The sequence below is a fragment of the Pedobacter metabolipauper genome, assembly GCF_004362715.1.
In the GTDB taxonomy this organism is placed as follows: Bacteria; Bacteroidota; Bacteroidia; order Sphingobacteriales; family Sphingobacteriaceae; genus Pedobacter; species Pedobacter metabolipauper.
The window spans coordinates 323,989-348,892 of sequence record NZ_SNYC01000006.1 but is presented as its reverse complement, the minus strand read 5'-3'; the positions used below and the strand labels follow the sequence as shown (position 1 = coordinate 348,892).

Sequence of the window (24,904 nt, the reverse complement as noted above, 5' to 3'; positions counted from 1 at the left end):
TACGTGTCATATTATTATTTAGTTACGAAGTTGCTTTAAGTTCAGATGTTCCTTATTTATTGTGTTAAATGTGGATTGTTATACGAGCCATTATGGGATGTGGATAACGCATTTCTTCTAAAAGAACAGATTTTATTTTAAAATAAAATGACTATTTTTACAGCCCGCTTATGGAACAGATAAAAACATCATTTGATTTTGAAAAGCCTTTAGCTGAACTTGTACAGCAAATAGAAAAGGTTAAACAGGTTGCCGATAAAACAAAAGTAGATATGTCTTCTACCCTGGCAGAACTCGGAGAGAAATTGGTTCAAACCCAGGAGACACTTTACAGCAATCTTACCGGATGGCAAAAGGTTCAAATGTCAAGGCATTCTGAGCGGCCTCAAACATTAGACTATATCAGTATGATCTGCGACGATTTTATCGAAATGCATGGTGATCGTACCGTAAAAGATGATAAAGCAATTATTGGGGGTTTTGCTACGATTGATGGACAAACGGTTATGATTATTGGTCATCAGAAAGGGAAAAATACCAAAGAGCGCCAGTATCGCAATTTTGGGATGGCAAATCCTGAAGGATACAGAAAGGCGCTTCGCCTGATGAGACTTGCGGAGAAATTTAACAAGCCTGTAATTTCTTTTATTGACACGATGGGCGCATATCCCGGACTGGAAGCTGAAGAACGCGGACAAGGGGAGGCTATTGCCAGGAACTTACTGGAGATGTCTATCTTAAAAGTTCCTATTCTATGCTTTGTTGTTGGAGAAGGTGCTTCTGGTGGTGCCTTAGGTATTGGGATTGGTGATAAAGTATATATGCTTGAACATACCTGGTATTCTGTGATCTCTCCTGAGTCTTGTTCTTCTATATTATGGAGAAGCTGGGATTATAAAGAAAGAGCTGCAGAATGCTTAAAGCTTACTTCTGACGATATGTTTAATAATAAGCTGATTGATGGGATCATTAAAGAACCTTTAGGCGGTGCACATCAGAATCCTGAATTGATGGCTGCTACTGTTAAAGAACAGATCCTGAAAGACCTGAAGGAACTTAAGAAAGAAAAAACAGAGAAAATGATTGCCACACGAATTGATAAATTTTGCGCAATGGGCGTAGTGGTTGAATCATAAATAATATCTATATAAAAATAAAGGCCTGCAATTCATTTTGCAGGCCTTTATTTTTATAGGATGGTTTGGAATTACTGTTGCGGGAAGTATTGCGAGAACCTCGCTTCCAGTGCTCCGTATTGATTGCTTAATTTCTGACTTAATGCGGGTTGCTTATAGGTCTCCGCTGTTTTTGCCATTCTGGCCAGGAACATCATTCCTAACTGTACATTCTGGCCGCCTGTAAAGCTGTTTTTGCTTTTAGATACATCAGCAAGGTAGGTTAACTCCTTTTGTATGTAAGCTGCAGATTTTTCCATTAATGCATTGGCTCTTTTGGGATCATTTAAGATATAAAGGTTTTCTGCCATAAAATAAGCACCCATTGTAGAGCGCATTCCATAAAACTTTTCAGGCATAACTTCAAAATATCGGTTTACTACTTTTTTAGCGTCTTCAGTCCGGCCTTCCTTAAGTAATCCTGAGATCGTATTGTTAAATACGTTAGAGAAGATAGAGATATCATCAGCAGATTGCGTATCCAGGTAAGTCGCATTTTTCACGTTACCCCATACAAATTTGTTCATTACATTATTATATAAAGCAGGCGTATTTAGCAATTCAGCATTTTCTGCTGCTGCGGATGTGTCTGCTTTAAATGGCATCAAATGTAATGCAAGGCCTTCATTATACAAGTATTTATCCAGACCAATGTATTGTTCTGAAGGAACTGTACTTGCAAAATAAACTGGTCTTTTCCAATCGTTATGAACCAGGATATCTAATAAGGCCAAATTGCCTTTTGTGAGATAGTTTTTATTATATGTCCATTCAATAGATGGTACGATCTTAGCAGAATCAGTAATACTTACTCCTCCATTTTTAATTACATCTTCACGATTGATGGTTAGTTTGAAGTTTTTAGTAGGCAGGAAGTTCATCTTCTTGTCACCCTGTGATGAAGATAATTTATCATCATCATTATCAGATAAAAGAATTCCTAATATGGTACTTAGTTCTACAGGACCAGCAACTTTCATATCCTGATAATACATCACATCTCTTACACCCTGAACGTATTGTGATTCATTCATGGAAATTGGTAATGGTTCAGATTCATTCTGCTTGCGCTTCATTCCATTGATATACCAATCTGTATCGAATAAGCTAAGGTTTACCAGGCGAATATCTGGTCTGATATTTTCTACCTCCTGGGCATACCATAGTGGATAGGTGTCATTATCTCCATAAGTAAACAGGATGGCATTTGGTGCGCAGGATTGTAAATAATCTACAGCAATATCGTGTGGTACCAATTTAGTTGAACGATCATGATCATCCCATCCCTGGGCAGCCATAAGAACAGGAGCTGCAAATAAGCTGATCACTGTTGCGCCAATAGCTGCATTAGCCGGGTTTATTTTCTTAGACAGCCATTCACGGATGGCCAGTACGCCAAGTCCTATCCAAATGGCGAAGGCATAAAATGATCCTGCATAGGCATAATCACGTTCTCTTGGTTCCATTGGTTTTTGATTCAGGTACAGAACGATGGCCATTCCTGTAAAGAAGAATAACAGCGTTACAATCCCTGCATCTTTTTGGTTGCGTTTAAAGTGCCATATAGCACCTAACAAACCGAGAATAAGCGGCAAGAAGAAGAATCTGTTATATGCATTACTGTCAACAATGGAAGGCGGCAGGTTTGTTTGATCACCTAAAAGAAGCGCATCTATTGGCTTAATACCACTTAACCATTGTCCTTCATAAAGACTTCCTTGTCCCTGGTCGTCATTTTGACGTCCTACAAAGTTCCAGAAGAAGTACCGCATATACATCTGTCCGGTTTGGTACTTAAAGAAAAAGACAATGTTATCAAAAAGTGTGGGGAACTGGGTATCGTCCAGCCCTACCATATCCTTATAGTAACCTATATGTCTTGCATCATCGCTGTACATCCGTGGGAACGGAGTCGTTTTGTCATATTCATAATCGGTCTTTTTACCAGCTTCTTCATATTTCTCTGCGCCTTTTCTATATAAGGTCTTACCCTCTTTATAGTTTACAGCCTGTGAATTATAATTAGGGCCAAATAATAAAGGCCTGTCACCGTATTGTTCCCTGTTCAGGTATCCTAAAAAGGAGAATGCATTATCCGGATCACTATTGTTTAAGTTTGGATCTGCTTTGGCGCGAATGATGATCATCGCAAATGAGCCATAACCAAATATGATCAGAACTGTAGAAAGTAAGGCCAGGTTAAGGATTTTTTTCTGATGTTTTATAGAATAGCGGATTGCCAATACCATGGCCGTAATCAGCAATATAGCGAAGAAAATAACGCCTGATCCAAATCCCATTCCAAGGGTATTTACAAAGAACAGGTCAAAATATGCTCCAAAGGAAACCAGGTATTGTATAATTCCATATTGAATAACAGCCAGTATTAAAACGCCGACTACTGCTGTTTTAAAAATACCGGAGGTTGTTGCTTTATTTGTTTTCTTGAAATAATAAACAAAGGCAATGGCCGGTATGGTCAATAAGTTTAGTAAGTGAATACCTATTGATAGCCCCATTATATAAGCGATGAACAATAACCAGCGATCTGCACGTGGTTCATCAGCTACAGCTTCCCACTTTAAAATAGCCCAAAAAACAATTGCAGTGAATAGGGAAGAAAGTGCATATACTTCAGACTCTACTGCCGAGAACCAAAAGCTATCAGAAAATGTGTAGGCTAAAGCACCTACTGCACCTGCTCCAATAATGGAGATCAGATTAGATTTTGTTACTTCTTCATTCTCTTTTACCAATACTTTTTTAGCAAGGGCGGTAATTGTCCAGAATAGGAACAGGATTGTAGCACCACTGGCAATTGCAGAGCCTACGTTCATGAAATAAGCTATTTTAGCCGGATCTCCAAAAGCCATTAAAGAGAAGAAACGCTGGATCATTAAGAATAAGGGGGCACCAGGCTGATGCACTACCTGCATTTTAAATGCGGAAGCAATGAACTCTCCACAATCCCAGAAACTTACTGAAGGTTCTAATGTTAATATATAGGTTAATGTAGCAATGGCAAAGCAAAGCCAGCCGGTAATGTTATTGATTTTTGAATAATTCATTTCTTTTTCAAGTGGTGATTAATATTTAAGGCTATTAATTGCAGCCGAAAATAAAGAATAAGATTGATAATCGCATAAACTAATCCTTAGTTTAACACTTTTAAACGCGACAAAAAGCGGGCTGTTCATAACATCTGCTTTATTTTTTAATTTAAACTCCTGGAAAGGTAATTTATTGAATTTTATAACAGGCTGATTTAGTGTGGTTATTTTAACTAATGCCAGACCTGTTCTAAATTATTTTATATTTTTTCTTCTTTGGTCTTGCAGAAGTGAAAAATCTGCGTAAATTTGCATTCCATTTCAAAGCAACCCTTTGACGGAAGATTGCCCGATAGTATAAAGGTAGTACAACGGTTTTTGGTACCGTTTGTCTAGGTTCGAATCCTGGTCGGGCAACTAAACAATATTCGGATTGTGAACATAAAACACAATCCGATTTTATTTTAACCAGCATTGATACCCGTATAATCATGCCACTGCAATTTAACCCAGTTAAACTTTTTGCTGGAACCGGTACTAAAGCCTTAGCACATAAAATTGCCGATAGTTACGGTAAACCACTTGGTAATGTAACCCTTAGCAGGTTTAGTGATGGTGAGTTTCAACCATCATATGATGAAACAGTGCGTGGTTGCGATGTTTTTCTAATCCAATCTACTTACCAGCCTTCTGACAACTTAATGGAGTTATTATTAATGATTGATGCTGCAAAAAGAGCATCTGCGCATTATATAACTGCTGTAGTTCCCTATTATGGTTTGGCAAGACAGGATAGAAAAGATAAACCGCGTGTGGCAATAGGTGCCAAGCTGGTTGCAAACCTCTTAAAATCTGCAGGGATTCACCGCATTATGACGATGGACTTGCATGCCGCACAAATACAGGGATTTTTCGACATTCCTGTAGATCATCTTGATGGTTCTGTAATCTTTGTTCCTTACATTAAAAGTCTTGGACTGGAGAATTTAACCATTGCATCACCAGATATGGGCGGCTCTTACCGGGCACGTACGTTTGCTAAATTCTTCAATGCTGAAGTAGTAATCTGTGATAAAAGGCGTAAGCGTGCAAATGAGATTGAATCCATGTCTATTATTGGTGATGTTGTTGGATTGGACGTTGTGCTGATCGATGATATTTGCGATACTGCAGGAACATTAGCCAAAGCAGCAGCTTTGATCATGGAAAAAGGTGCGAAGAGTGTTCGTGCCGTTTGTACACATCCTGTTTTATCAGGAAAGGCATATGAGACCATAGAAAATTCTATGCTTACTGAACTGATCGTAACGGATACGATTCCTTTGAAGCAGGAAAGTTCAAAGATTAGGGTATTAAGTACTGCCCCGCTTTTTGCAAAGGCCATTGCCAATGTAAATGAACATGGGTCTATTAGTGACCTTTTTAACGTTTAATATTAATAATTACACATAAGAGGCCATTAGGCTTCTAACATTTAAACAACAAAAAATGAAAACAATCGCAATTAGCGGTTCTCCAAGAGAGAACGTAGGGAAACGCGATGCTAAAGAGCTTCGCTATGAAGGCAAAGTTCCTGCAGTATTGTACGGTGGTAAAGAACAAGCACATTTTGCTGTGATTACAACTGAATTGAAGGATGCTATTTACACACCAGAAGCAAACTTTATTGAAATTGATATTAATGGTTCAAAAACAAAAGCCATTATCAAAGAATTACAATTTCATCCATTAACTGACTTATTGTTACACGTTGATTTTCTTCAATTATTTGACGATAAAGAAATCATCATGGAAATTCCTATTAAATTAGCCGGAACTTCTCCAGGTGTTAAAATGGGTGGTAAACTGGTTCAAAAACTGCGCAAGCTTCGTGTTAAAGCATTCCCTAAAGATATGCCTCAAACAGTTGAAGTAAGCATTGCAAAATTAGAAGTTGGTAACTTGTTCCGCGTACGTGACCTTGCAAAAGGTGACTATGTGATCACAAACACTCCTGAAGATACTATCGTATCTGTAGGTATGTCAAGAGCTTTAAAACAAGCAGAACAAATAGCTGGTAAGAAATAATTTTCAAATTAGTTTAGTATTAAAAAGCAGTACCGATATACCGGTACTGCTTTTTTTGTGGATTTAATGGAACACCGCTTCATTACCGGCTAAACTATTATATTTGTAATGAAATGAAATATTTAATTGTCGGTTTAGGAAACATCGGGCCTGAATATGCTTTTACCAGGCATAATATTGGGTTTATCATCGCTGATGAGCTGGTTAAGCAATTTGATGGAAGTTTTTCTAATCTAAGATTGGCCTATTATTCAGAAATTTCTTTTAAAGGAAATAAGCTATATGTGATTAAGCCCACAACCTATATGAACCTGAGCGGGAAAGCCGTAAATTACTGGATGCAGGAATTGCGGATCCCTATTGAAAATGTATTGGTTATTGTTGACGATCTTGCTTTACCACTGGGTAAACTGCGGTTAAAACTTCAAGGCAGCAGCGCAGGGCACAATGGTTTAAAAAGTATTGAAGGACTTTGCGGCGGACAGGGTTACCCCCGTTTGCGATTTGGAATTAGTGATAATTTTGCAAAAGGAAGACAGGTTGATTATGTTCTCGACACTTTTGACAAAGATGAATTACCTGAGTTACCAGCTCTTATTGATAAAAGTATAGAATTGATTAAAAGCTTTGTTACCATAGGGCCAGCTAAAACCATGACTGCCTTTAATCAGTAGTCGTATACCTGGCGATTTTTTGATGCAGTACCTCCAGATCAAATGGTTTACTGATCACATCATTGGCTCCTGCATTTATCGCAGTCTTCTTATCATTTTCCATTACAGCCGCAGAGAATGTGATGATTGGTATATTTTCTTTTCCTGGTGCGTAGCCATCTCTGATCAATTTAATAGCATCCAGGCCATTCATTACGGGCATAAATGTATCCATTAGAATGAGGTTGTAATCATTGATCCTGATCTGTTCTATGGCATCCTTGCCATTCTCAACTACGTCGGTATCGATCATCCACTCATTCAGAATTTTCACAATCAAGAATTTATTAATTGGATTATCTTCGGCTACCAGGATCTTTAAATTGTTAAAGGGGGTAAGTTTTTCCTTTTGTGTTTCTACAGCTACCGGGGTATTCTCTTCTTTAACCACTTCGTACCAATTTGAGAAGCAGAACGTACTGCCTTTACATTCTTCACTAGATACTTCTAAAACCCCTCCTTTTAACTTGGCCAGATTTTTTACTATAGATAAGCCCAATCCTGTTCCGCCAAATTTTACGGTAGTTTGCTCGTCTGCCTGTTCAAAAGTTTCAAAGATCTTTTCAATATTTTCTTTTGCTATTCCTATTCCTGTATCAATGATAGAAAACCTGATGTGTGCATTGTTTCCTTTGGTATCTAAGATCTCAACCTTTAATGTTACACTTCCTTCTGTAGTAAACTTAATTGCGTTTCCTATGAGGTTCATTAAGATCTGATTGAGACGTAATGAATCGGCAAGTACATGCTTCGGAAGATTGGAGTCTAAATCTGTCTTTAATGCTAATTTTTTCTCTTTAGCCCTTATGCGGAGCAGGTTTATCACGGAGTAACATAGACTGGAAAGATCCGTTTCTGTCCGGTTGATCTTGAATTTTCCGGCTTCTATTTTAGACAGATCCAGGATATCATTAATTACGCCAAGTAACGAATTGGAAGAGATCTCAAGGAGACTAACCATTTCCTTTTGTTCAGCACTTAAGCCGGTTTTTTCTAATAGATGTGCGATCCCAATTATTCCATTAATGGGGGTTCTTATTTCATGGCTCATATTGGCAAGGAAATTTTCCTTAATTCTTTTACCTTGCTCTGCGAGTTCCTTTGCTTTTATAAGTTCTTTCTGATAAGCTTCAAGCTGTGTATTCTTACTCTTAAGGTCGCGTTGGTTTCTAACAAATTGTATAAATGAATCTACCTTTGCAGAAGTTACAAATGGATCTAAAGGTTTATACAGATAATCAACAGCTCCGGTATTTAAGCCTTTAACAGCATATTTAGTTTCTTTGGATATTGCAGTTACAAATATGATCAGAATGTCTTTTGTGCGCGGATTACTTTTGAGGATCTCTACCAGTTCAAAGCCATCCATTTCTGGCATTTGAACATCAACAAGTGCAATTGCTATATCCATTTCCCAGGAGATGCGGAGTGCTTCATTGGGGTTGGTTGTAGTGATCAGATCAATGTCTGGTCTTTGCAAAAGTGCTTCAAGGGCAATTATATTCTCGGGTCTGTCATCAACAATTAATATGTTAATTTTTTCCATATGTGTTGTTATCCGTTTTATGGCCCTTAGGCGATTTTTTGGTAAATATTATTTTTTTTATCTATTACTTTAAAACGGCCTAATTCTGTGCTTCTCAGGGTTTCTTTAGAGCCAAGGCACAAAAATCCGAAGTTAGCCAAACTATTGTAAAATAGTTCGATTACTTTTTTTTGGAGATCCGGGTTAAAATAGATCAGCACATTACGGCATGAAATGATCTGAAATTCATTAAATACACTATCCGATGCAAGATTATGCACAGAGAAAAGCACATTCTTTCTTAAAGAATGATTAATTCTTGCTGCATCATATCTGGCTGTATAGTAATTTGCCAATGTATTTTTTGAACCTGTATTCTGGTAATTTTCAGAATATTGTTTCATCTTCTGCAGGTCGTAAATTCCATTTCTTGCGTGTTCCAATACATCTACATTAATATCTGTTCCATAGAAGAAGGATCTATCATATAGATTTTCTTCTGAGAATAAGATTGCAAATGAGTAAAGTTCTTCACCCGTTGAACACCCGGCATTCCAAATCTTTATGCGCTGATATGACCTTAAGTAGGGTATCACATGATTTGAAATAGACTTATAAAACTCTGGATCCCTAAACATTTCGGTTACATTCACTGTAATTTCAATTAAGAAGGATTCAAAGTAATCGTGGTCATTTGTGAGTAAGGTACGTAAATCAAAAAGGCTTAGTTTTTGCAATTGCATGATTCTTGTTACCCTTCGTTTTAAGGATGCGGCAGAGTAATCACTGAAATCGAAACCATGAAGATTTTTGACAAGATCTATCAGGCTTTCCAGATCCTGATAGGTAATGTTTTCGGGACTTTGATTATTCATACTAACTTAACCAGACTCTTAACATGGATAATAGTTTATCTATATCTACCGGTTTGGAAACGTAGTCATTTGCTCCGGCCTCTATACATTTTTCCCGGTCATTTTTCATTGCTTTTGCAGTAAGTGCAATGATGGGTAATTTTGCAAAGCGCTTTTCTTGTCTAATTGCACGCATGGCTTCATATCCGTCCATTTCTGGCATCATAATATCCATCAGTACCAGGTCTATTTTCCCCGGATCTGTTAATTTTTCTATTGCCTCTCTTCCATTGTTGGCAATTATGATGTTCATATCGTATACCTGCAAGGCGCTGGATAAAGCGAATATATTACGCATATCATCATCAGCAATTAAGATGTTTTTACCTTTTAATGCTTTCTCTATTGTTGAAACGGACTTTATGGGTGTGCTGTTTTTTGCTGCATCAAAGGTTTTCTGATTTTGCTGTTTTAGCTTATTCATGAAAAGGCTTACTTCATCTATCAACCTATCGTTTGATTTGTTGGTTTTAAGTACCATTGCCTCTGTATATTTCATGATATGGGACATCTTGTCCTGATCAAGTTCCATTGCTGTGTTTATAATTACGGGAACATGGGTGAGTTCTGGCTGTGATTTTATTTGATCAAGCAATTCAAAACCTGAAATATCAGGAAGCTTTAAGTCCAGGATGATACAGTCGAAAGTTTGCTCAGATAGTAATGCCAATGCTTCTTTACCGGTAAAGGCCTGTTTCACTTCGACCCCTTTGGAAATAAGCTGCTCTGTTAGTAATTTGCTCTGCAATTCCTGATCTTCAATTAGAAGTACCGTGTTGAAATTGTATTTTAAATAAGCGGCACTTAGCAGGTCAAAAGCTTCATCCAGTTTATCTTTTTCAATTGGTTTTCTAAGAAAGCCTATTGCACCTTCTTCTTTTGCCTGATCGTCTTTGATATTGCCTGCAGACATCATGTGCACAGGAATATGTTTGGTTCTGGGATCTGATTTTAACTTCTTAAGGATTTGCCACCCATCCATTACCGGAAGCATCACATCCAGCACAATGGCATCTGGAATTGTATTTATGGCCATTTCTAATCCAACATCGCCGCTATAGGCCAATATTGGATTGAAACCTTTTTCCAGTGCATAATCATTAAGAACATCTGCAAAAACCTCATCATCTTCAATGATCAGCAAGGTTTGTACTGTTGTTTTCTTAACTGGTGCCTTTGCAGGTTCAGGTTCCACCGTTTTATGTTCCAGATCATGAGCCTTATTTTCTGATGAAGGCTGAACGATTTCGCCGGTATTGTTTTCTGGTAAAAATAGCGTAAAGGTACTGCCGATGTTGGATTCACTTTGTACTTGTATTTCGCCACCTAATATATAGGCTAGTTCTTTACTTATAGACAGGCCTAATCCTGTGCCGCCGTACTTTCTGCTGGTGGATCCATCTGCTTGCTGGAATGCTTCAAAGATCAGTTTTTGCTTTTCTTCCGGGATACCTATTCCAGAATCTTTTACTGAAATTGCCAATATGTTTTTGTTATTTACTTTGAGCTGGTCAGCATAAAATATGGTGTTGTGATCTGCTAAGCTTATTTCGAGGGTAATCTCTCCATGTTCAGGAGTGAATTTAAATGCATTTGACAATAGATTCTTTATAATCTGTTCAACACGCGATTGGTCGGATGTGATGAAGTCTGGAAGTTCTGAAGAGAGTATGGTGTTGAATTTTATCTTTTTGCTTCTGGCAAGTTCGGTAAATAAGGCTTCCATGTCCTGTTTAATTTCCAGTGGTTTGACAGGCTCAATGGTTAAGTCTACTTTACCGGATTCAATTTTTGACAGATCAAGAATATCATTAATGAGTGTGAGCAGGTCATTTCCAGCATTGTGTATAACCCCGGCATATTTGATCTGATCATCACTTAAATTCTCTGTTCTGTTTTCTTTTAATATCCGGGCAAGTATGAGGATGCTGTTCAATGGTGTTCTCAATTCGTGGCTCATATTGGCCAGGAACTCGGATTTATATTTACTGGATATTTCAAGTTCCTCTGCTTTGAGGCTCATTGCCTCCCGTGCCTGATTTACCAATATATTCCGCTCTTCCAGTTGCTGTGCTTTTTCTTCCAGCTCAGAATTGGTTTGGCGCAATTCTTCCTGCTGTACCCTTAATTCTTCTTCAGAAGCCTGCAGTTGTTCTGATTTAAACATCAGTTCTTCATTTGTAGTACGGAGCTCTTCCTGCTGGCTTTCCAGCTCTTCTGCTTGTTGCTGCGTCTGTTCAAACAGGTTTCTTAATATAACACGGGCAATGGCACTGTTTATACCAATACCAATATTTTCTGTAATTGAGTTAAGGAACATGAGTACAGCATCACTGGGTTGCTGAAGTAATCCCAATTCTATGACTGCAATGGTTTGGTTTTCTAATATTACGGGAAGTAAGAAGATGGAAGATGGAACTGTATTACCAAGTCCTGAATTGATCTTGATATAATCTGCAGGTATATTCTTTAACAGTTTATTTTGTTTTTCTGCTGCTGCTTGTCCAACCATTCCCTCTCCAAGGCGGTATTCTGTTCGTATGCTCTTTGCACTTTGATAGGCATAGCTACCCTCCATTTTGAACGACTTGTTGGTGTTGTTTGCAATAAATATTGCGCCAACAGGTGCATCAATATAGTTGCAGATCTGAGTAATGATATTTGTTGACAGCTGATCAATTTCCTGCTCTCCGCGCATTGTTTCATTGATTGCGGTAGTGCCTAATAACAACCAATTTTTTTGCTCATTATCTGCAGAGATCCTTGCCAGTTCCAGGTTGGATTCCCTGATTTGATTTTCTGTTAATTTTTGCTGATCAAATGTTCGTTTAATATAGGAGAATAAAAATAGGATTAAGCCAAATATAGTTAGCGAGCTAATCCATACGATCCACATACTTCTTGTGCTCCCTTGATCTGTAGCGGCTTTTCTTTTTTCTAATAATTGTAACTCAACATTAATGATCTTATTGCTGCTATCCAGCATTTTGTTTTTTAACTTCTGACCTTTACCATTTAAGATTCCTTTTGTTGCGGCCTCTTTGCTTACCATGGTATTTAAACGCAAAACCTCCCGCATATCAGCTATTTTTTGCGAAGCGTAAGCGTCCAGCGTATCTACGCGTTGAACCTGTACAGGATTATCTTTTACTAATTTTCTGAGGTCAGCAATAGTTGGGGAGATCTTATTTGCATTAGAATTGTATGAATCCAGAAAGATTTCATTTTGTGAAAGAATATATCCCCTTAAGCCTGTTTCTGAACTTAAAACCTGGGTTTCTATTTTTTGTGTGAGGTTAATCACCTCATAGGTGTGGCTTTGCCATTTGGCATCTGTTGCTAATGATTTTATACTTAAGTAAGAAGTAATCGCAGATAAAAGAACAAACAACAAGGATATTGTAAATCCTGTTAATACCTGCCGTTTAAAGGATAGTTTAAACATATGATCGTTAATAAGTCAGTGTAACAAAGTCCACAATATTAACAATAATATTTAATTAGAAGACCGCTTGGAAAAGATTTAACCGCTGATTAACAGAGGTCTTGCAAACACTGCGAATAAGTTGCTCCAATCGGAATAATTTGATCAGCTATCCAAATTTGTGTACGATCAAATTTGCTAATTTTATCTAATGCAACAATAAAGGCGCGATGTGTCCGGATAAATCTTTTTGCCGGAAGCAGTATAAGCATTTCATTTAATGGTACCCGTGTACTTAATAATTGATTACCGGTTAAGTGGATCCTTGTATAATTTCCTGAAGCCTCAATGTATAGGATATCTTCGTGTTGAACTTTGATCTGTTCATATCCATCCTTGATAAAGATGGAACTACTTTGTGTTTCTTCTGCTTTGTTTCTGAGATTATATAGCTCCTGAGCTTTATTGCACCCCTTTAGGAACCTGGATAATGAAAAAGGTTTTAGCAGGTAATCAATAGCATCGAGCTCAAAACTTCTTACTGCATGTTCTGAATACGCGGTAGTAAAAATTACCATTGGTGGATTGCTGAGGCTGTTTAAGAAGTCGATGCCATTAATATCAGGCATCTTAATATCCAGAAAGATCAGGTCTGTTTTATTGTGCTGCATAAAGGTTATGGCATCAAATGCGTTGGTAAATGCCGCTTTTAATTCAATAAAAGGTACTTTTGAAGCGTGAGACCTGATTACATCAAGCGCTATTGGCTCATCATCTATTGCAATGGCAATCATATAATAAAATTAGGAAATTTTGTCTAACTCGATGGTTAAATGGATGAAAAATTCTTTTGCATTTTCTCTGATGATCAGTTCATGGCGATTTGCATATTGTAAAGCCAGGCGTTGTTGAACATTTTGCAAACCTATACCGCTTTGTAACTTCTCAGGATCATTATCTACTTTTAAATGGATGCTGTTGTGCACATCAAAATACAGTTTTTTATCACTTATTTGTAGCGTTATTTTAATGTGAGAGGGATATTTTAAACTTATTCCATGTTTAAATGCATTTTCAACAAATGGGATCAGCAGCATTGGTGCTATTTCAAGATCTTGTGTTTGATCATCTATCTGGGTCTCTATCCTGATATCATCAGAAGTTGACGTTCTAAGTTTCTGAAGCACAATATAATTCTTCAGATAATCTATGTCACGTGTCAGCGCAATCTTATCTTCCATATTTTCCTGAAGCATAAAGCGCATCATATCTCCGAGTTTTTGTATTCCTTCTCCTGTGCGTTCCGCATTTTCCTGTAAAGCAGTACCGAATAATGTGTTTAATGCATTGAAGAGGAAATGGGGATTGATCTGTGATTTAAGGAAATTAAGATTTGCATCAGATTTGCCGAGTTCTGTTTTCAGGGTGATGATCTCTTCTACCTTTTTGTTATTCCTGTCTTTATAAATCCTCCATGATACGGGTAGGGTAATTAAGAGTTGTGTGAAGAAATTGCCGCCTACAGCGACCCCTATTACGGTTTCATTAAGGCCAAACATATATAGCGATTTAATGGTAACCGGCACGAATAACCCTGGAGGAATATCAAATGATCCAAAGGAGAAATTGTGTTCAGGAAGAATGAGGTACAGACTTGCAAGTATGGCAAGTGAGGATATGATCGAAATTACGATCATGTTTCCAAAATAGTGCATGAACTTCCATCTTTTGGACTTGGCCAGTGGGATCAGGTTATATACTGAATACAGGTAGATTAATATGGAGGAAGGTAAAACGAACAACAGGTATACTTTAAGAAGATGCGGTGTATTGAGAAATGAAAATGCGGTGATTAGGAGAATCCAGGAGGAAATTAGAAATGCGGCTTCTACGGATAAAGCATTCTCATTGTTCTTTTGATTTCTCATGAAAAGAATAGTTAGAATTTTTAAGGCAAGAAGGCAACTAAAATAGATCAATATGATGTCCATAAAAACGCAAACTAAAAGCAGCAGGAAGACAAACAGTATTTTATTTGATGCGCGCTTATCTTTCATCTCCAGTTCTGGTGTGACATAAAAACACAATAACAGGTAGATGATATATATAATCGAATAGTTGAAAAGAATGGGTATAAATGCACTGGTAACCTGGCTGAAATTGAACTGAGTAACCCCATTTATCTCAACTTTGCTGCTGATCGATGCGGATGGATTGGCATGAAATAATTCAGAAATAGAAAATAGAAAAGCGCATATCAGAAAGCCCGTTACGATCCAGAATTCTATTTTGTCTGACTCTTTTAATTTTATCATTTTATTTATGGTGTTTTGTTGATTTCTGATGCAATAGTACGAACCAATAGGATTTTAAATTTTAAAATGTGATGAAACGGTTAAAAAAAGTGATGAATAATCTTTTATTTTGCAGGCATGACCGTATATGGAATACCAAACTGCAATACTGTGAAAAAATCCATGACCTGGCTGGCTGATCATGGCTTTAAACCAGAATTTCATGATTTTAAAAAGAAAGGAATCACCAAAGAGAAATTAGATCTATGGTGCGATACCTTTGGCTGGGAAAATGTTCTGAACAAAAAAGGGACTACCTGGAGGAAACTAACGCCTGAAGAACAGGGTGAGGTAATCAATCAGGAAACTGCTGTGGTTGTTTTATTAAAGCATACAAGTGCCATCAAACGCCCGATAGTGGAAGTTGAAGGCCAGCCGGCGCTAATTAGCTTTAGTGAAGAACTTTATAAGAATATTTTGATCAAATAGCAATTGTTGATTTCACTCCATACTGCTGTTAAAGTATGTTAAATTGTAAACTAGTCTGTTTTAACTGCGTTACCTTTGAATATGCTTAAGAAGTTAATAGTCATACTTATATTGGGTTTTCCGCTTAGTTTATGGGCCCAGACTACCGTTTCTGGTATTGTATATGATTATGACAATAAGACATTTCCTTTGCAGGATGTTCATGTACAGAATTTAAATAATAATCAGTCTACAAAGACCAAAGCTTCCGGGGGATTTAAGATTACTGCTAAAGCAGGAGACCTGCTGGTGTTTTCTTTAAGTCATTATCATACTGATACGATGTATTTGATTGATCTTAAACTTAAAAAAGTATACCTGCCCGTTGATGCTACTGATCTGAAAGAAGTAGAGATTTTGGGAGCTAAAGTAAATCCATTGGTTTATTATAAAGATCCGGAAGCCCGTGAATTTAAACGAATTGACCGCGACGACCTTCGTGGGAAGGGAAACAATGACCGGGCTGGCGGGTTGGTGTTTAACCTGGGCTATGATAAATATAAAAATAAGGACAAGAAATTAAGAGCAATGGAAGAAACGGAGGGTTATGAAGCTGAGATCCGAAGTATTTTTACGGAATCTTATGTTTCTAAGCTCACAAAGTTGAAAGACGATGATCTTAAGAACTTTATGCTGTTATATCGTCCGTCTGTTTTGCTGGTGTCTGCTGATAGACCATTTAATTATGACTATTATATCGTAAAAGCCTATCATACCTGGTTAAAGCTGCCCCAGGATCAACGAAAAGTGGCTCCGTTGCCAAAATTAAAGAGCAACTATTAAAACCGTTACATTAATGTTGGGTAAAATTGCGCTTTATATCTTTATTTTTGAGATCTAATCCATTGAATTGCATGTTTAATAAATCGACTTTACTATTTGTATTGCTGTTTGCATTAGCCTTTGGCTCTTTTGCACAGCAAACCAATCCTGCTTCAGGCAACTATGATCCGCATGAAGCCTTTAGCCCACTTTTCTATACTCAAAATGGTAATGAGTACCGTTCGGCAAGCGGATATCCAGGTTCTAAATATTGGCAAAATCGTGCCGATTACAGCATTATAGCAAACCTGGATGAAATCAGCAATAAAATAACCGGAACTGTTACTATAACCTACAAGAACAATAGTCCTGATAAGCTACCCTATTTATGGCTCCAGCTTGATCAGAATTTATTTGCACCGCAATCCAGAGGTAATTCATTAATTGCTGCAGGAAGCCGTTATGGTGCAAGGGGTGAAAAATTGGAAGGTGGATATAAGATTGAAGGTTTAACTGTATCACAAAAATTGAAACCTGTTAAGTTCAGTTCTTTAATTGAAGATACCCGGATGCAGATCCGTTTGGATCAGCCGATGGCTGCATCTGGTGATGTAATTACCATTAAAATGGATTTCTCTTTTATTGTTCCTATTAATGGGTCAGACCGGATGGGACATTTAACTACTAAGAATGGGGAGATATTCTCTATTGCCCAGTGGTTTCCGAGAATGAGTGTTTACGACGATATTTTGGGTTGGAATACGTTACCATATTGGGGTGCAGGTGAATTTTACTGTGAATATGGTGATGTTGATTTTACGGTTACTGCCCCTGCAAGCCATATTGTTATGGGTTCTGGTGAATTGTTAAATCCACAGGAAGTTTTTACTGCAGAACAGCTTCGACGCTGGAATGCTGCCAAATTAAGTGATAAAACAATTTCTATACGTTCTGAATCTGAAGTAACAGATCCTAAATCGCGTCCGGCAAAGGATAAGCTGACCTGGAAATTTAAGATCAAGAATACTCGTGATGTTGCCTGGGCGTCTTCAAAAGCATTTATATTGGATGCAGCTCGTATTAATTTGCCAAGCGGTAAAAAATCTCTGGCAGTTTCTGCGCATCCTGTTGAAAGTAATGGAAAAGATATATATGGAAGAGGGGTGGAGTATGTTAAAACATCTATAGAGCATTATTCTACAAAATGGTTTGAATACCCATATCCTATGGCTGTAAACGTTGCCAGTAATGTTGGTGGAATGGAATATCCAGGTATTGTATTCTGTGGTTGGAAAGCTAAAGGTAAAGACGCCTGGGGGGTTATAGACCATGAGTTTGGACACACCTGGTTTCCTATGATTGTAGGAAGTAATGAACGCAAATATGGCTGGATGGACGAAGGTTTCAATACTTTTATTAATGGGATCTCATCGGCAGAATTTAATAACGGAGAATATATTAAAAAGGATGCCGACATGCATAAAGTTGCTCTAAATCTGCAGCGTCCTGAAATGGAATATATTATGTTAACGCCTGATGCGATGAGAGAACGCAATATCGGTACCAATCTATATAGTAAACCAGGTTATGGTCTGGATATTTTAAGAGAGCAGGTACTTGGGGCTGACCGTTTTGATTATGCTTTTAGAAATTATATTGAACATTGGGCTTTTAAGCACCCTACACCTTATGATTTTTTCCGTTCAATGGAAAATGGTGCCGGAGAAGATCTTTCCTGGTTTTGGAGGGGATGGTTTCTGGAGAACTGGAAAATGGATCAGGCCATTACAGATGTTACCGAGGCAAAGACGGCTGGGGTTAAAACCGGTTATAATATTGCTGTTGCAAACCTGGAAAAAATGCCAATGCCTATAATTTTAGAGATTAAAACGAAGAGCGGTAAAACTGATCTTATCAGGATACCTGTTGATATCTGGATGAGGAATAAAGTTTGGACCGTTAACTATCCAACAACTGAAGAAGTAGTTTCAGTAACCCTGGATCCGAAAAGTGTATTGCCGGATATCAATGCTTCGAACAATACATGGTCTAAAAATTAATATACGGCAGAATTTTATTGATCCGCTCTAGAGGTAACTATAGAGCGGATTTTTTGTGAAATAATTTTAGCGTGGTTTGAAGAAGCTTTCTTTTAATTTTTGTGCGTCAATTAAAGGTTTAGGAGCATCAAGCCTGATGAGCCAGCCTTTAGTTTTTAGCAGTTCAATGTCAACCTTTGATACAGAAAGATCTTTACCTTTAAGGGTTTCATGATATAATATTGGTTCTTTTGGTTCCTGATCACTGGTGGTGTGATAGATTATTTCCAGCCTGAATTTTGGCCACAACTGTATCTCAGCCATATTGGCGGAATAAATCTTTTTTGAGGACCTGCTTTCTATTATCCCGGCAAATTCTCCTTTAAATTGTCCTCCTCTTTCAGTAGTGAAACTAACCAGTAAGCTAAAAGATGATTCATTGACCAGGTGGAAATGAGCAACTGATGCGATGTGCTGATCGCTGACAATGGCAAGATGTATTCCTTCTGTGATAAATTCTGCTGGTTCGATCTTAGCTTCCGGTCGATTACTAACGATAGCATTATTATCCGGGATCTCTCCGTAAACAAGTGTTACTTTGGAATATGGAACCGGTATTTCGAAATCGTTTGAATCTGTAACGCCAATGGTGTCTTTATCTATGATCCTTGTAATATATCCTTCTAAATTTTCGTCCACGAAGCGAACAAAATCTCCTAATTTTAAATTCATGATTTCCTTTTTAACTGCTCAAACTTAGATAAAACTACCAGAAAAAGTTTCATGCAGAAAATTTAGTTGTTATTTTTGTGGGTATGTCAGCAGAAGAGCAGAAAAATAATCCATTGCATGGAAAAACACTTGAATTTATTTTAAAGCAGCTTGTGTGGCACTATGGCTGGGAAGAGATGGGTACTCTTGTAAGGATCGATTGTTTTAACAATAACCCTACGATGAATTCAAGTTTGAAATTTCTGCGTAAAACAGATTGGGCAAGAAAAAAAGTAGAGAAGTTATATCTGAACACTTTTCATTAGAAATTAAACAAATAATTGCCCGGAATTACAATTCTTTTATTGAATAGCCTTACGTAGTTCAAAATTATATTTTGTGTTTAGCTATATTTTTATGATAAACACTTAGATTCAATAAATTTTCAATGCTAAACAAGAATATTCACTGAACTTTTGAAGTGCTTATTTTTATACAATTATCGTTCCGAGATTTGGTTAATCAGGATTTGCGAAGTCTCATATAAATGAGGTGCTTAAGCATGGCTATTCTGGTTTGCGGCTTATGAAACGATTTAATAAAGCAATAAGTATTACAGAGCGGAGGGATGGCAGCATCGCTTTGTACTTAAGGGAAATTAACAGGTATCGTATACTCACCCCTGAAGAGGAAACCAGACTTTGCATTACCATTAAAGGCGGGGATAAGAACGCAGTGGATAAACTGGTTACTGCTAATTTAAGATTTGTTGTTTCTATTGCAAAACAATACCAGAACAGGGATCTGGCACTTATGGATCTGATCAATGAGGGTAATATTGGCTTGATGACTGCTGCTGTCCGGTTTGATCATACGAGGGGATTTAGATTTATATCTTTTGCAGTTTGGTGGATCCGGCAGTCTATTATCAAGGCTATTTCTGAAAACATACGAATGGTAAAAATTCCGGGTAATCAAATTTCCGGACTGGCCGGAGCTTTAAAGGTGAGCCAAAAACTAGAGCAGAAGCTGGAACGCATGCCAACCTTTGCTGAGATATCAGAGATTATGGGTCTCTCTGAATATAAGATCTCTGATTTTTTTCATAACGGAGGACTGTGTGTTTCATTAAATTCAAGTGCACACCAGAATAGTGAAATTACCCATTTTGATACTTTAATAAATTATGAAACGCTATGTCCTGAAGAGCAGCTGCTGAGAGAATCTTTGCTGATCGATTTGAATACAATGATCCAGATCTTACCAAAAAGGGAGCAGTTTATTCTAAAGCATTGCTTTGGGTTTGATGGGTGTGAAATACTTACCCCGGATGAAATAGCGGGTATGATCAATAGGAGTAAAGAACGTACGCGGCAACTTAAATATGAGGCACTTAATACTTTAAAGTGCATTTATATGCATAGAAATATGATTGATCATTTGCGGTTAGCAGATTAATTTCGAGGGTGAGGTTCTTTTTTTATTAAAATTTTGTTAACAGCTTGATTTATAAAATGTATTGTCTTACCTTTGCAGTCCCTTATTGAGGGGTAAAGTTTTTAAACATTAATAAGAAAAACAAAAAAGAACAATGCCAACCATTCAACAATTAGTTAGAAAAGGTAGAGTAGCACTGGAGTTCAAGAGTAAGTCTCCGGCGTTGGACAGTTGTCCACAGCGAAGAGGTGTGTGTACACGTGTATATACCACTACCCCTAAAAAACCAAACTCAGCAATGCGTAAAGTTGCGCGTGTACGTTTAACCAATGGTAAAGAGGTTAATGCTTACATCCCTGGAGAAGGTCACAACCTACAGGAGCACTCGATCGTATTGATCCGTGGTGGTCGTGTTAAAGATTTGCCAGGTGTACGTTATCACATCATCCGTGGAGCATTAGATACTTCAGGTGTTGCTGGTCGTAACCAACGTCGTTCAAAATATGGTACTAAACGTCCTAAGCCAGGACAAGTAGCTGCGGCACCAACAAAAGGTAAAAAGAAATAATTAGGAGGAAAAACAAATGAGAAAGTCAAAACCAAAAAAGAGAATTATCCTTCCTGATCCAAAATTTAACGATGTTCAGGTGACAAGGTTTGTAAATAACATGATGTACGATGGAAAAAAATCCATTGCATATTCAATCTTTTACGATGCAGTTGAATTGGCTGAGAAAAAAGCTGGTGAAAATGGGTTAGAAGTATGGAAACGTGCGCTAACTAATGTAATGCCTGCAGTAGAGGTTAAATCACGTCGTGTAGGTGGTGCGAATTTTCAGGTACCAACCGAAGTAAGACCGGATCGTAAGATTGCTTTAGGCATGAAATGGTTGATCTCTTACGCTCGTAAACGTGGTGAAAAAACAATGAAAGAAAAATTAGCAGGTGAGATCGTTTCAGCAGCTAAAGGTGAAGGTGCAGCTGTTAAGAAAAAAGAAGATACGCATAAGATGGCAGAAGCCAATAAAGCGTTCTCTCATTTCCGTTTCTAATAATTGAAAATTATATAATGTCAAGAGATTTAAGATTTACAAGAAATATCGGGATTGCTGCTCACATTGACGCGGGTAAAACCACAACAACAGAGCGTATCCTTTATTATGCTGGTGTTAGTCATAAGATTGGTGAGGTGCATGAAGGTGCAGCCACTATGGACTGGATGGCACAAGAGCAGGAGCGTGGTATTACCATTACTTCGGCTGCTACAACAGTAGGATGGAAATACAGAGGTCAGGATTATCACATTAACATTATCGATACACCAGGACACGTGGATTTTACCGTAGAGGTAAACCGCTCGTTACGTGTATTGGATGGTTTGGTGTTCTTATTTTCAGCAGTTGACGGTGTTGAGCCTCAATCTGAAACTAACTGGCGTTTAGCGAACAATTATAACGTTGCCCGTATCGGTTTTGTTAACAAAATGGATCGTTCCGGAGCAGATTTCTTGAAAGTCGTAGCACAGGTTAAAAGCATGTTAGGCAGTAACGCCGTTCCATTGCAGTTACCTATCGGCGCTGAAGATAGCTTTACAGGTGTTGTTGATCTAATCAATAACCGTGGTATTGTTTGGAATGAGCATGATAAAGGTATGACCTTTACTGAAGTGCCAATTCCTGAGGATATGATTGATGAGGTTGCTGAGTGGAGAGAGAAATTATTGGAATCTGTTGCTGATTACGATGAGTCGTTGATGGAGAAATTCTTCGAAGACCCGAATTCAATTACAGAGCGTGAAATTTTAGACGCCTTGCGTAAAGCAGTATTAGATGCTAAAATTGTACCGATGGTTTGTGGTTCATCTTTTAAAAATAAAGGTGTTCAGACGATGCTTGACTATGTGATGGAATTATTGCCTTCACCTATGGATTCAGAAGGTATTGTAGGTACTAATCCAAATACTGGTGAAGAAGTATTACGTAAACCGGATGAAAAAGAACCTTTTGCAGCTTTAGCTTTTAAAATTGCAACGGATCCTTTTGTTGGTCGTTTATGCTTTATCCGTGTATATTCAGGTAATCTGGAAGCGGGTTCATACATTTATAATGCACGTTCTGAAAACAAAGAACGGATCTCGCGTATCTTCCAAATGCACGCTAATAAGCAAAACCCAATTCCTAATGTAGGTGCTGGTGATATTGCTGCTGTTGTAGGATTTAAAGATATTAAAACAGGTGATACCCTTTGTGAAGAGAAAAACCCAATTGTTCTTGAGTCTATGAACTTCCCTGAGCCGGTTATTGGATTAGCTATTGAGCCTAAAACTCAAGCTGATATTGATAAATTGGGTATGGGATTGTCTAAATTGGCTGAAGAAGATCCAACATTTAGAGTTCAGACTGACGAAGAAACCGGACAGACTGTAATTTCTGGAATGGGTGAGCTTCACCTGGATATTTTGATTGACCGCTTAAAACGTGAGTTTAAAGTTGAAGTTAATCAGGGAGCTCCGCAAGTAGCTTACAAAGAAGCAATCAACGGTACTATTCAACACCGTGAAACTTATAAAAAACAATCAGGTGGTCGTGGTAAATTCGCAGACATTCAGGTTGTGATCTCTCCAATTGATGCCGATTGGGAAAAAGGTGGTTTGCAATTTGTTAATGAGATCTCAGGTGGTTCAATTCCCCGTGAATTTATCCCTTCTGTTGAAAAAGGATTTGCAGCTTCTATGGCTAATGGTGTATTGGCTGGTTATCCGCTTCCTGATATGAAAGTTCGTTTAATTGATGGTTCATTCCACGCAGTCGATTCAGATGCTTTATCTTTTGAATTGGCAGCTAAAATGGCTTATCGTGAAGCGTTGCCTAAATGTAATCCAGTATTGATGGAGCCTATCATGAAAATTGAGATCCTTACCCCTGAAGAAAACATGGGTGATGTGATCGGTGATATGAACCGTCGTCGTGGTCAGCTTTTAGGTATGGACACGCGTGCTGGTGCTCAGGTAATCAAAGCTACCGTTCCTCTTTCTGAAATGTTTGGTTATGTAACTCAGTTACGTACGATTACTTCTGGACGTGCAACTTCTACAATGGAGTTTGATCATTACGAGCCAGCTCCAAGAAACGTACAAGATGAGGTCATCGCTAAATCAAAAGGCAGGGTTAAATCTGTAGATTAATAAAAATTAAACCGGTTGCCTGTTATTAATAGCTCTAACAGGCAGCCTTAAATATAAAAACATGAGCCAAAGAATCAGAATTAAATTAAAATCTTACGATTACAACTTGGTAGATAAATCTGCTGAGAAAATCGTTAAAACTGTTAAACCTACGGGTGCAGTGGTAAGCGGACCAATTCCGTTGCCGACAGAAAAGAAAATCTTTACTGTACTTCGTTCACCACACGTGAACAAGAAAGCGCGTGAGCAGTTTCAATTGTGTGCATACAAACGTTTGTTAGATATTTATAGCTCTAACTCTAAAACGGTTGATGCTTTAATGAAACTTGAACTACCTAGTGGTGTTGAAGTAGAAATTAAAGTTTAATTATACTTTTTACAGTAAACAAAAAGAGCCCTTTGAAATTCAAAGGGCTCTTTTTGTTAGTTCTTTCCCTGACTTTTTAGATCGTCAAGTTTATTCCGCTCATCCTGAAGTTCCCTGGCCAGCTTTTTCTCTTTATCGTTTGCTTTTGTTTTATAATTCTGGTATTCCTGAGCGATCTCGTCATATAATGTTCTTCTATACTTCGCCTCATGAATGTGTTTGGCTGATCTTAAGATCACTACAGTAAGTGCAATGGCAAGCGCTATAATTATACTCCAGACTGTGATGCTGTAATTGGTTTTAGTAACTGACATCCCCAAAAAACTAACCTCATTTGATTTAGAATTTGAACTGGCTATAACCGTTTTGCTGCCTGAAACCTGTGATTTTAAACCAGAAATTTCCTGCTCAAGTTCTAATGCCTTTTGTTCTGAACTTATTTGTTTGTTACGTTCGGTAGTAAGGGTATCCACAACATTTTTCCAGAAAGTCGAAAGTCTGTATGGGTTTAGGAGCTTATAACCATTTACCGTTTTTGACCGTGATAACATAAGTTCATATTGAGCCTGAAGGTTTGTTACTGCTTTTATCGTATCTGCAGGCTTTTTATTTGTTGTATCAGTGGCCAGCTGCGCATGTACGGTTAATGTAATTAATAAAATTGCAGCGAGGGATAAAATCTTTTTCATTAGTGGATCTTTTGTAAAACACTTA

The 24,904-nt window shown here is 37.7% G+C and carries 21 protein-coding genes and 1 tRNA gene; 14 read left to right on the top strand and 8 right to left on the bottom strand.

Annotation, left to right across the window (positions count from 1 at the left end; translation table 11 throughout):
• The first annotated feature begins 170 nt into the window (after positions 1-170).
• Entirely contained in the window at positions 171-1,136 is a 966-nt protein-coding gene (locus ATK78_RS18325) for an acetyl-CoA carboxylase carboxyltransferase subunit alpha (RefSeq protein WP_133577574.1), read from the top strand.
• A gap of 71 nt (positions 1,137-1,207) precedes the next feature.
• On the opposite strand, the gene ATK78_RS18320 is transcribed toward ATK78_RS18325, so the two are convergent.
• Positions 1,208-4,243, bottom strand: coding sequence for a DUF2723 domain-containing protein (locus tag ATK78_RS18320; protein WP_133577573.1), 3,036 nt, complete (start codon positions 4,241-4,243; stop codon positions 1,208-1,210).
• A gap of 328 nt (positions 4,244-4,571) precedes the next feature.
• On the opposite strand from ATK78_RS18320, the gene ATK78_RS18315 reads away from it, so the two are divergent.
• From ATK78_RS18315 to pth, 4 genes are all read left to right on the top strand, one after another.
• Positions 4,572-4,642, top strand: a tRNA-Gln gene (locus tag ATK78_RS18315).
• Positions 4,643-4,716: 74 nt separating this feature from the next.
• On the top strand, positions 4,717-5,658 hold the full coding sequence (locus ATK78_RS18310) for a ribose-phosphate pyrophosphokinase (RefSeq protein ID WP_133577572.1): 942 nt from the start codon (positions 4,717-4,719) through the stop codon (positions 5,656-5,658).
• A gap of 55 nt (positions 5,659-5,713) precedes the next feature.
• Positions 5,714-6,292, top strand: coding sequence for a 50S ribosomal protein L25/general stress protein Ctc (locus tag ATK78_RS18305; RefSeq protein WP_133577571.1), 579 nt, complete (start codon positions 5,714-5,716; stop codon positions 6,290-6,292).
• Positions 6,293-6,405: 113 nt separating this feature from the next.
• Entirely contained in the window at positions 6,406-6,966 is a 561-nt protein-coding gene (gene pth, locus ATK78_RS18300) for an aminoacyl-tRNA hydrolase (RefSeq protein ID WP_133577570.1), read from the top strand.
• Here the strand turns inward: pth and ATK78_RS18295 are convergent.
• The 5 genes from ATK78_RS18295 to ATK78_RS18275 all read right to left on the bottom strand — a co-directional run bounded on the left by ATK78_RS18295 (position 6,956) and on the right by ATK78_RS18275 (position 15,183).
• Positions 6,956-8,551 (bottom strand): response regulator, encoded by a 1,596-nt coding sequence (locus ATK78_RS18295; protein WP_133577569.1) that lies wholly within the window; start codon positions 8,549-8,551, stop codon positions 6,956-6,958. The genes pth and ATK78_RS18295 overlap by 11 nt on opposite strands.
• Positions 8,552-8,577: 26 nt before the next feature.
• On the bottom strand, positions 8,578-9,405 hold the full coding sequence (locus tag ATK78_RS18290; protein ID WP_133577568.1) for a CheR family methyltransferase: 828 nt from the start codon (positions 9,403-9,405) through the stop codon (positions 8,578-8,580).
• A 1-nt stretch (position 9,406) separates the two neighbouring features.
• Positions 9,407-12,889: a response regulator gene (locus ATK78_RS18285; protein ID WP_133577567.1), complete on the bottom strand. Its 3,483-nt coding sequence runs from the start codon at positions 12,887-12,889 to the stop codon at positions 9,407-9,409.
• A gap of 89 nt (positions 12,890-12,978) precedes the next feature.
• On the bottom strand, positions 12,979-13,662 hold the full coding sequence (locus tag ATK78_RS18280) for a LytR/AlgR family response regulator transcription factor (RefSeq protein WP_133577566.1): 684 nt from the start codon (positions 13,660-13,662) through the stop codon (positions 12,979-12,981).
• Positions 13,663-13,671: 9 nt separating this feature from the next.
• Positions 13,672-15,183: a sensor histidine kinase gene (locus ATK78_RS18275; protein ID WP_208112397.1), complete on the bottom strand. Its 1,512-nt coding sequence runs from the start codon at positions 15,181-15,183 to the stop codon at positions 13,672-13,674.
• Positions 15,184-15,300: 117 nt separating this feature from the next.
• Here ATK78_RS18275 and ATK78_RS18270 point away from each other — a divergent pair, with 117 nt between their 5' ends.
• From ATK78_RS18270 to ATK78_RS18260, 3 genes are all read left to right on the top strand, one after another.
• Complete coding sequence (locus tag ATK78_RS18270; protein WP_133577565.1) at positions 15,301-15,651, top strand: Spx/MgsR family RNA polymerase-binding regulatory protein; 351 nt, start codon at positions 15,301-15,303, stop codon at positions 15,649-15,651.
• Positions 15,652-15,732: 81 nt separating this feature from the next.
• Positions 15,733-16,473 (top strand): hypothetical protein, encoded by a 741-nt coding sequence (locus tag ATK78_RS18265; RefSeq protein ID WP_133577564.1) that lies wholly within the window; start codon positions 15,733-15,735, stop codon positions 16,471-16,473.
• Between the two features lie 71 nt (positions 16,474-16,544).
• Complete coding sequence (locus ATK78_RS18260; protein ID WP_133577563.1) at positions 16,545-18,512, top strand: M1 family metallopeptidase; 1,968 nt, start codon at positions 16,545-16,547, stop codon at positions 18,510-18,512.
• Between the two features lie 66 nt (positions 18,513-18,578).
• Here ATK78_RS18260 and ATK78_RS18255 read toward each other — a convergent pair whose 3' ends face one another.
• Positions 18,579-19,223, bottom strand: coding sequence for a hypothetical protein (locus ATK78_RS18255; RefSeq protein ID WP_133577562.1), 645 nt, complete (start codon positions 19,221-19,223; stop codon positions 18,579-18,581).
• A gap of 83 nt (positions 19,224-19,306) precedes the next feature.
• Here ATK78_RS18255 and ATK78_RS18250 point away from each other — a divergent pair, with 83 nt between their 5' ends.
• The 6 genes from ATK78_RS18250 to rpsJ all read left to right on the top strand — a co-directional run bounded on the left by ATK78_RS18250 (position 19,307) and on the right by rpsJ (position 24,190).
• Complete coding sequence (locus tag ATK78_RS18250; RefSeq protein WP_133577561.1) at positions 19,307-19,528, top strand: VF530 family protein; 222 nt, start codon at positions 19,307-19,309, stop codon at positions 19,526-19,528.
• 259 nt (positions 19,529-19,787) lie between these two features.
• Positions 19,788-20,660: a sigma-70 family RNA polymerase sigma factor gene (locus ATK78_RS18245; protein WP_133577560.1), complete on the top strand. Its 873-nt coding sequence runs from the start codon at positions 19,788-19,790 to the stop codon at positions 20,658-20,660.
• Positions 20,661-20,793: 133 nt separating this feature from the next.
• Positions 20,794-21,207 (top strand): 30S ribosomal protein S12, encoded by a 414-nt coding sequence (rpsL, locus tag ATK78_RS18240; protein ID WP_008244597.1) that lies wholly within the window; start codon positions 20,794-20,796, stop codon positions 21,205-21,207.
• A gap of 16 nt (positions 21,208-21,223) precedes the next feature.
• Positions 21,224-21,691: a 30S ribosomal protein S7 gene (gene rpsG, locus ATK78_RS18235; protein WP_062550444.1), complete on the top strand. Its 468-nt coding sequence runs from the start codon at positions 21,224-21,226 to the stop codon at positions 21,689-21,691.
• 17 nt (positions 21,692-21,708) lie between these two features.
• Positions 21,709-23,823: an elongation factor G gene (fusA, locus tag ATK78_RS18230; RefSeq protein ID WP_133577559.1), complete on the top strand. Its 2,115-nt coding sequence runs from the start codon at positions 21,709-21,711 to the stop codon at positions 23,821-23,823.
• 61 nt (positions 23,824-23,884) lie between these two features.
• On the top strand, positions 23,885-24,190 hold the full coding sequence (rpsJ, locus tag ATK78_RS18225) for a 30S ribosomal protein S10 (protein ID WP_008244591.1): 306 nt from the start codon (positions 23,885-23,887) through the stop codon (positions 24,188-24,190).
• Positions 24,191-24,246: 56 nt separating this feature from the next.
• Here rpsJ and ATK78_RS18220 read toward each other — a convergent pair whose 3' ends face one another.
• Positions 24,247-24,879 (bottom strand): hypothetical protein, encoded by a 633-nt coding sequence (locus tag ATK78_RS18220; protein WP_133577558.1) that lies wholly within the window; start codon positions 24,877-24,879, stop codon positions 24,247-24,249.
• Positions 24,880-24,904 lie beyond the last annotated feature (25 nt).

Bases quoted from the DNA above. Each gene is read 5' to 3' on its own strand.
- ATK78_RS18325 (WP_133577574.1), top strand. From the start codon at position 171: ATGGAACAGATAAAAACATCATTTGATTTTGAAAAGCCTTTAGCTGAA.
- ATK78_RS18320 (WP_133577573.1), bottom strand. From the start codon at position 4,243: ATGAATTATTCAAAAATCAATAACATTACCGGCTGGCTTTGCTTTGCC.
- ATK78_RS18310 (WP_133577572.1), top strand. From the start codon at position 4,717: ATGCCACTGCAATTTAACCCAGTTAAACTTTTTGCTGGAACCGGTACT.
- ATK78_RS18305 (WP_133577571.1), top strand. From the start codon at position 5,714: ATGAAAACAATCGCAATTAGCGGTTCTCCAAGAGAGAACGTAGGGAAA.
- pth (WP_133577570.1), top strand. From the start codon at position 6,406: ATGAAATATTTAATTGTCGGTTTAGGAAACATCGGGCCTGAATATGCT.
- ATK78_RS18295 (WP_133577569.1), bottom strand. From the start codon at position 8,551: ATGGAAAAAATTAACATATTAATTGTTGATGACAGACCCGAGAATATA.
- ATK78_RS18290 (WP_133577568.1), bottom strand. From the start codon at position 9,405: ATGAATAATCAAAGTCCCGAAAACATTACCTATCAGGATCTGGAAAGC.
- ATK78_RS18285 (WP_133577567.1), bottom strand. From the start codon at position 12,889: ATGTTTAAACTATCCTTTAAACGGCAGGTATTAACAGGATTTACAATA.
- ATK78_RS18280 (WP_133577566.1), bottom strand. From the start codon at position 13,662: ATGATTGCCATTGCAATAGATGATGAGCCAATAGCGCTTGATGTAATC.
- ATK78_RS18275 (WP_208112397.1), bottom strand. From the start codon at position 15,183: ATGATAAAATTAAAAGAGTCAGACAAAATAGAATTCTGGATCGTAACG.
- ATK78_RS18270 (WP_133577565.1), top strand. From the start codon at position 15,301: ATGACCGTATATGGAATACCAAACTGCAATACTGTGAAAAAATCCATG.
- ATK78_RS18265 (WP_133577564.1), top strand. From the start codon at position 15,733: ATGCTTAAGAAGTTAATAGTCATACTTATATTGGGTTTTCCGCTTAGT.
- ATK78_RS18260 (WP_133577563.1), top strand. From the start codon at position 16,545: ATGTTTAATAAATCGACTTTACTATTTGTATTGCTGTTTGCATTAGCC.
- ATK78_RS18255 (WP_133577562.1), bottom strand. From the start codon at position 19,223: ATGAATTTAAAATTAGGAGATTTTGTTCGCTTCGTGGACGAAAATTTA.
- ATK78_RS18250 (WP_133577561.1), top strand. From the start codon at position 19,307: ATGTCAGCAGAAGAGCAGAAAAATAATCCATTGCATGGAAAAACACTT.
- ATK78_RS18245 (WP_133577560.1), top strand. From the start codon at position 19,788: ATGAAACGATTTAATAAAGCAATAAGTATTACAGAGCGGAGGGATGGC.
- rpsL (WP_008244597.1), top strand. From the start codon at position 20,794: ATGCCAACCATTCAACAATTAGTTAGAAAAGGTAGAGTAGCACTGGAG.
- rpsG (WP_062550444.1), top strand. From the start codon at position 21,224: ATGAGAAAGTCAAAACCAAAAAAGAGAATTATCCTTCCTGATCCAAAA.
- fusA (WP_133577559.1), top strand. From the start codon at position 21,709: ATGTCAAGAGATTTAAGATTTACAAGAAATATCGGGATTGCTGCTCAC.
- rpsJ (WP_008244591.1), top strand. From the start codon at position 23,885: ATGAGCCAAAGAATCAGAATTAAATTAAAATCTTACGATTACAACTTG.
- ATK78_RS18220 (WP_133577558.1), bottom strand. From the start codon at position 24,879: ATGAAAAAGATTTTATCCCTCGCTGCAATTTTATTAATTACATTAACC.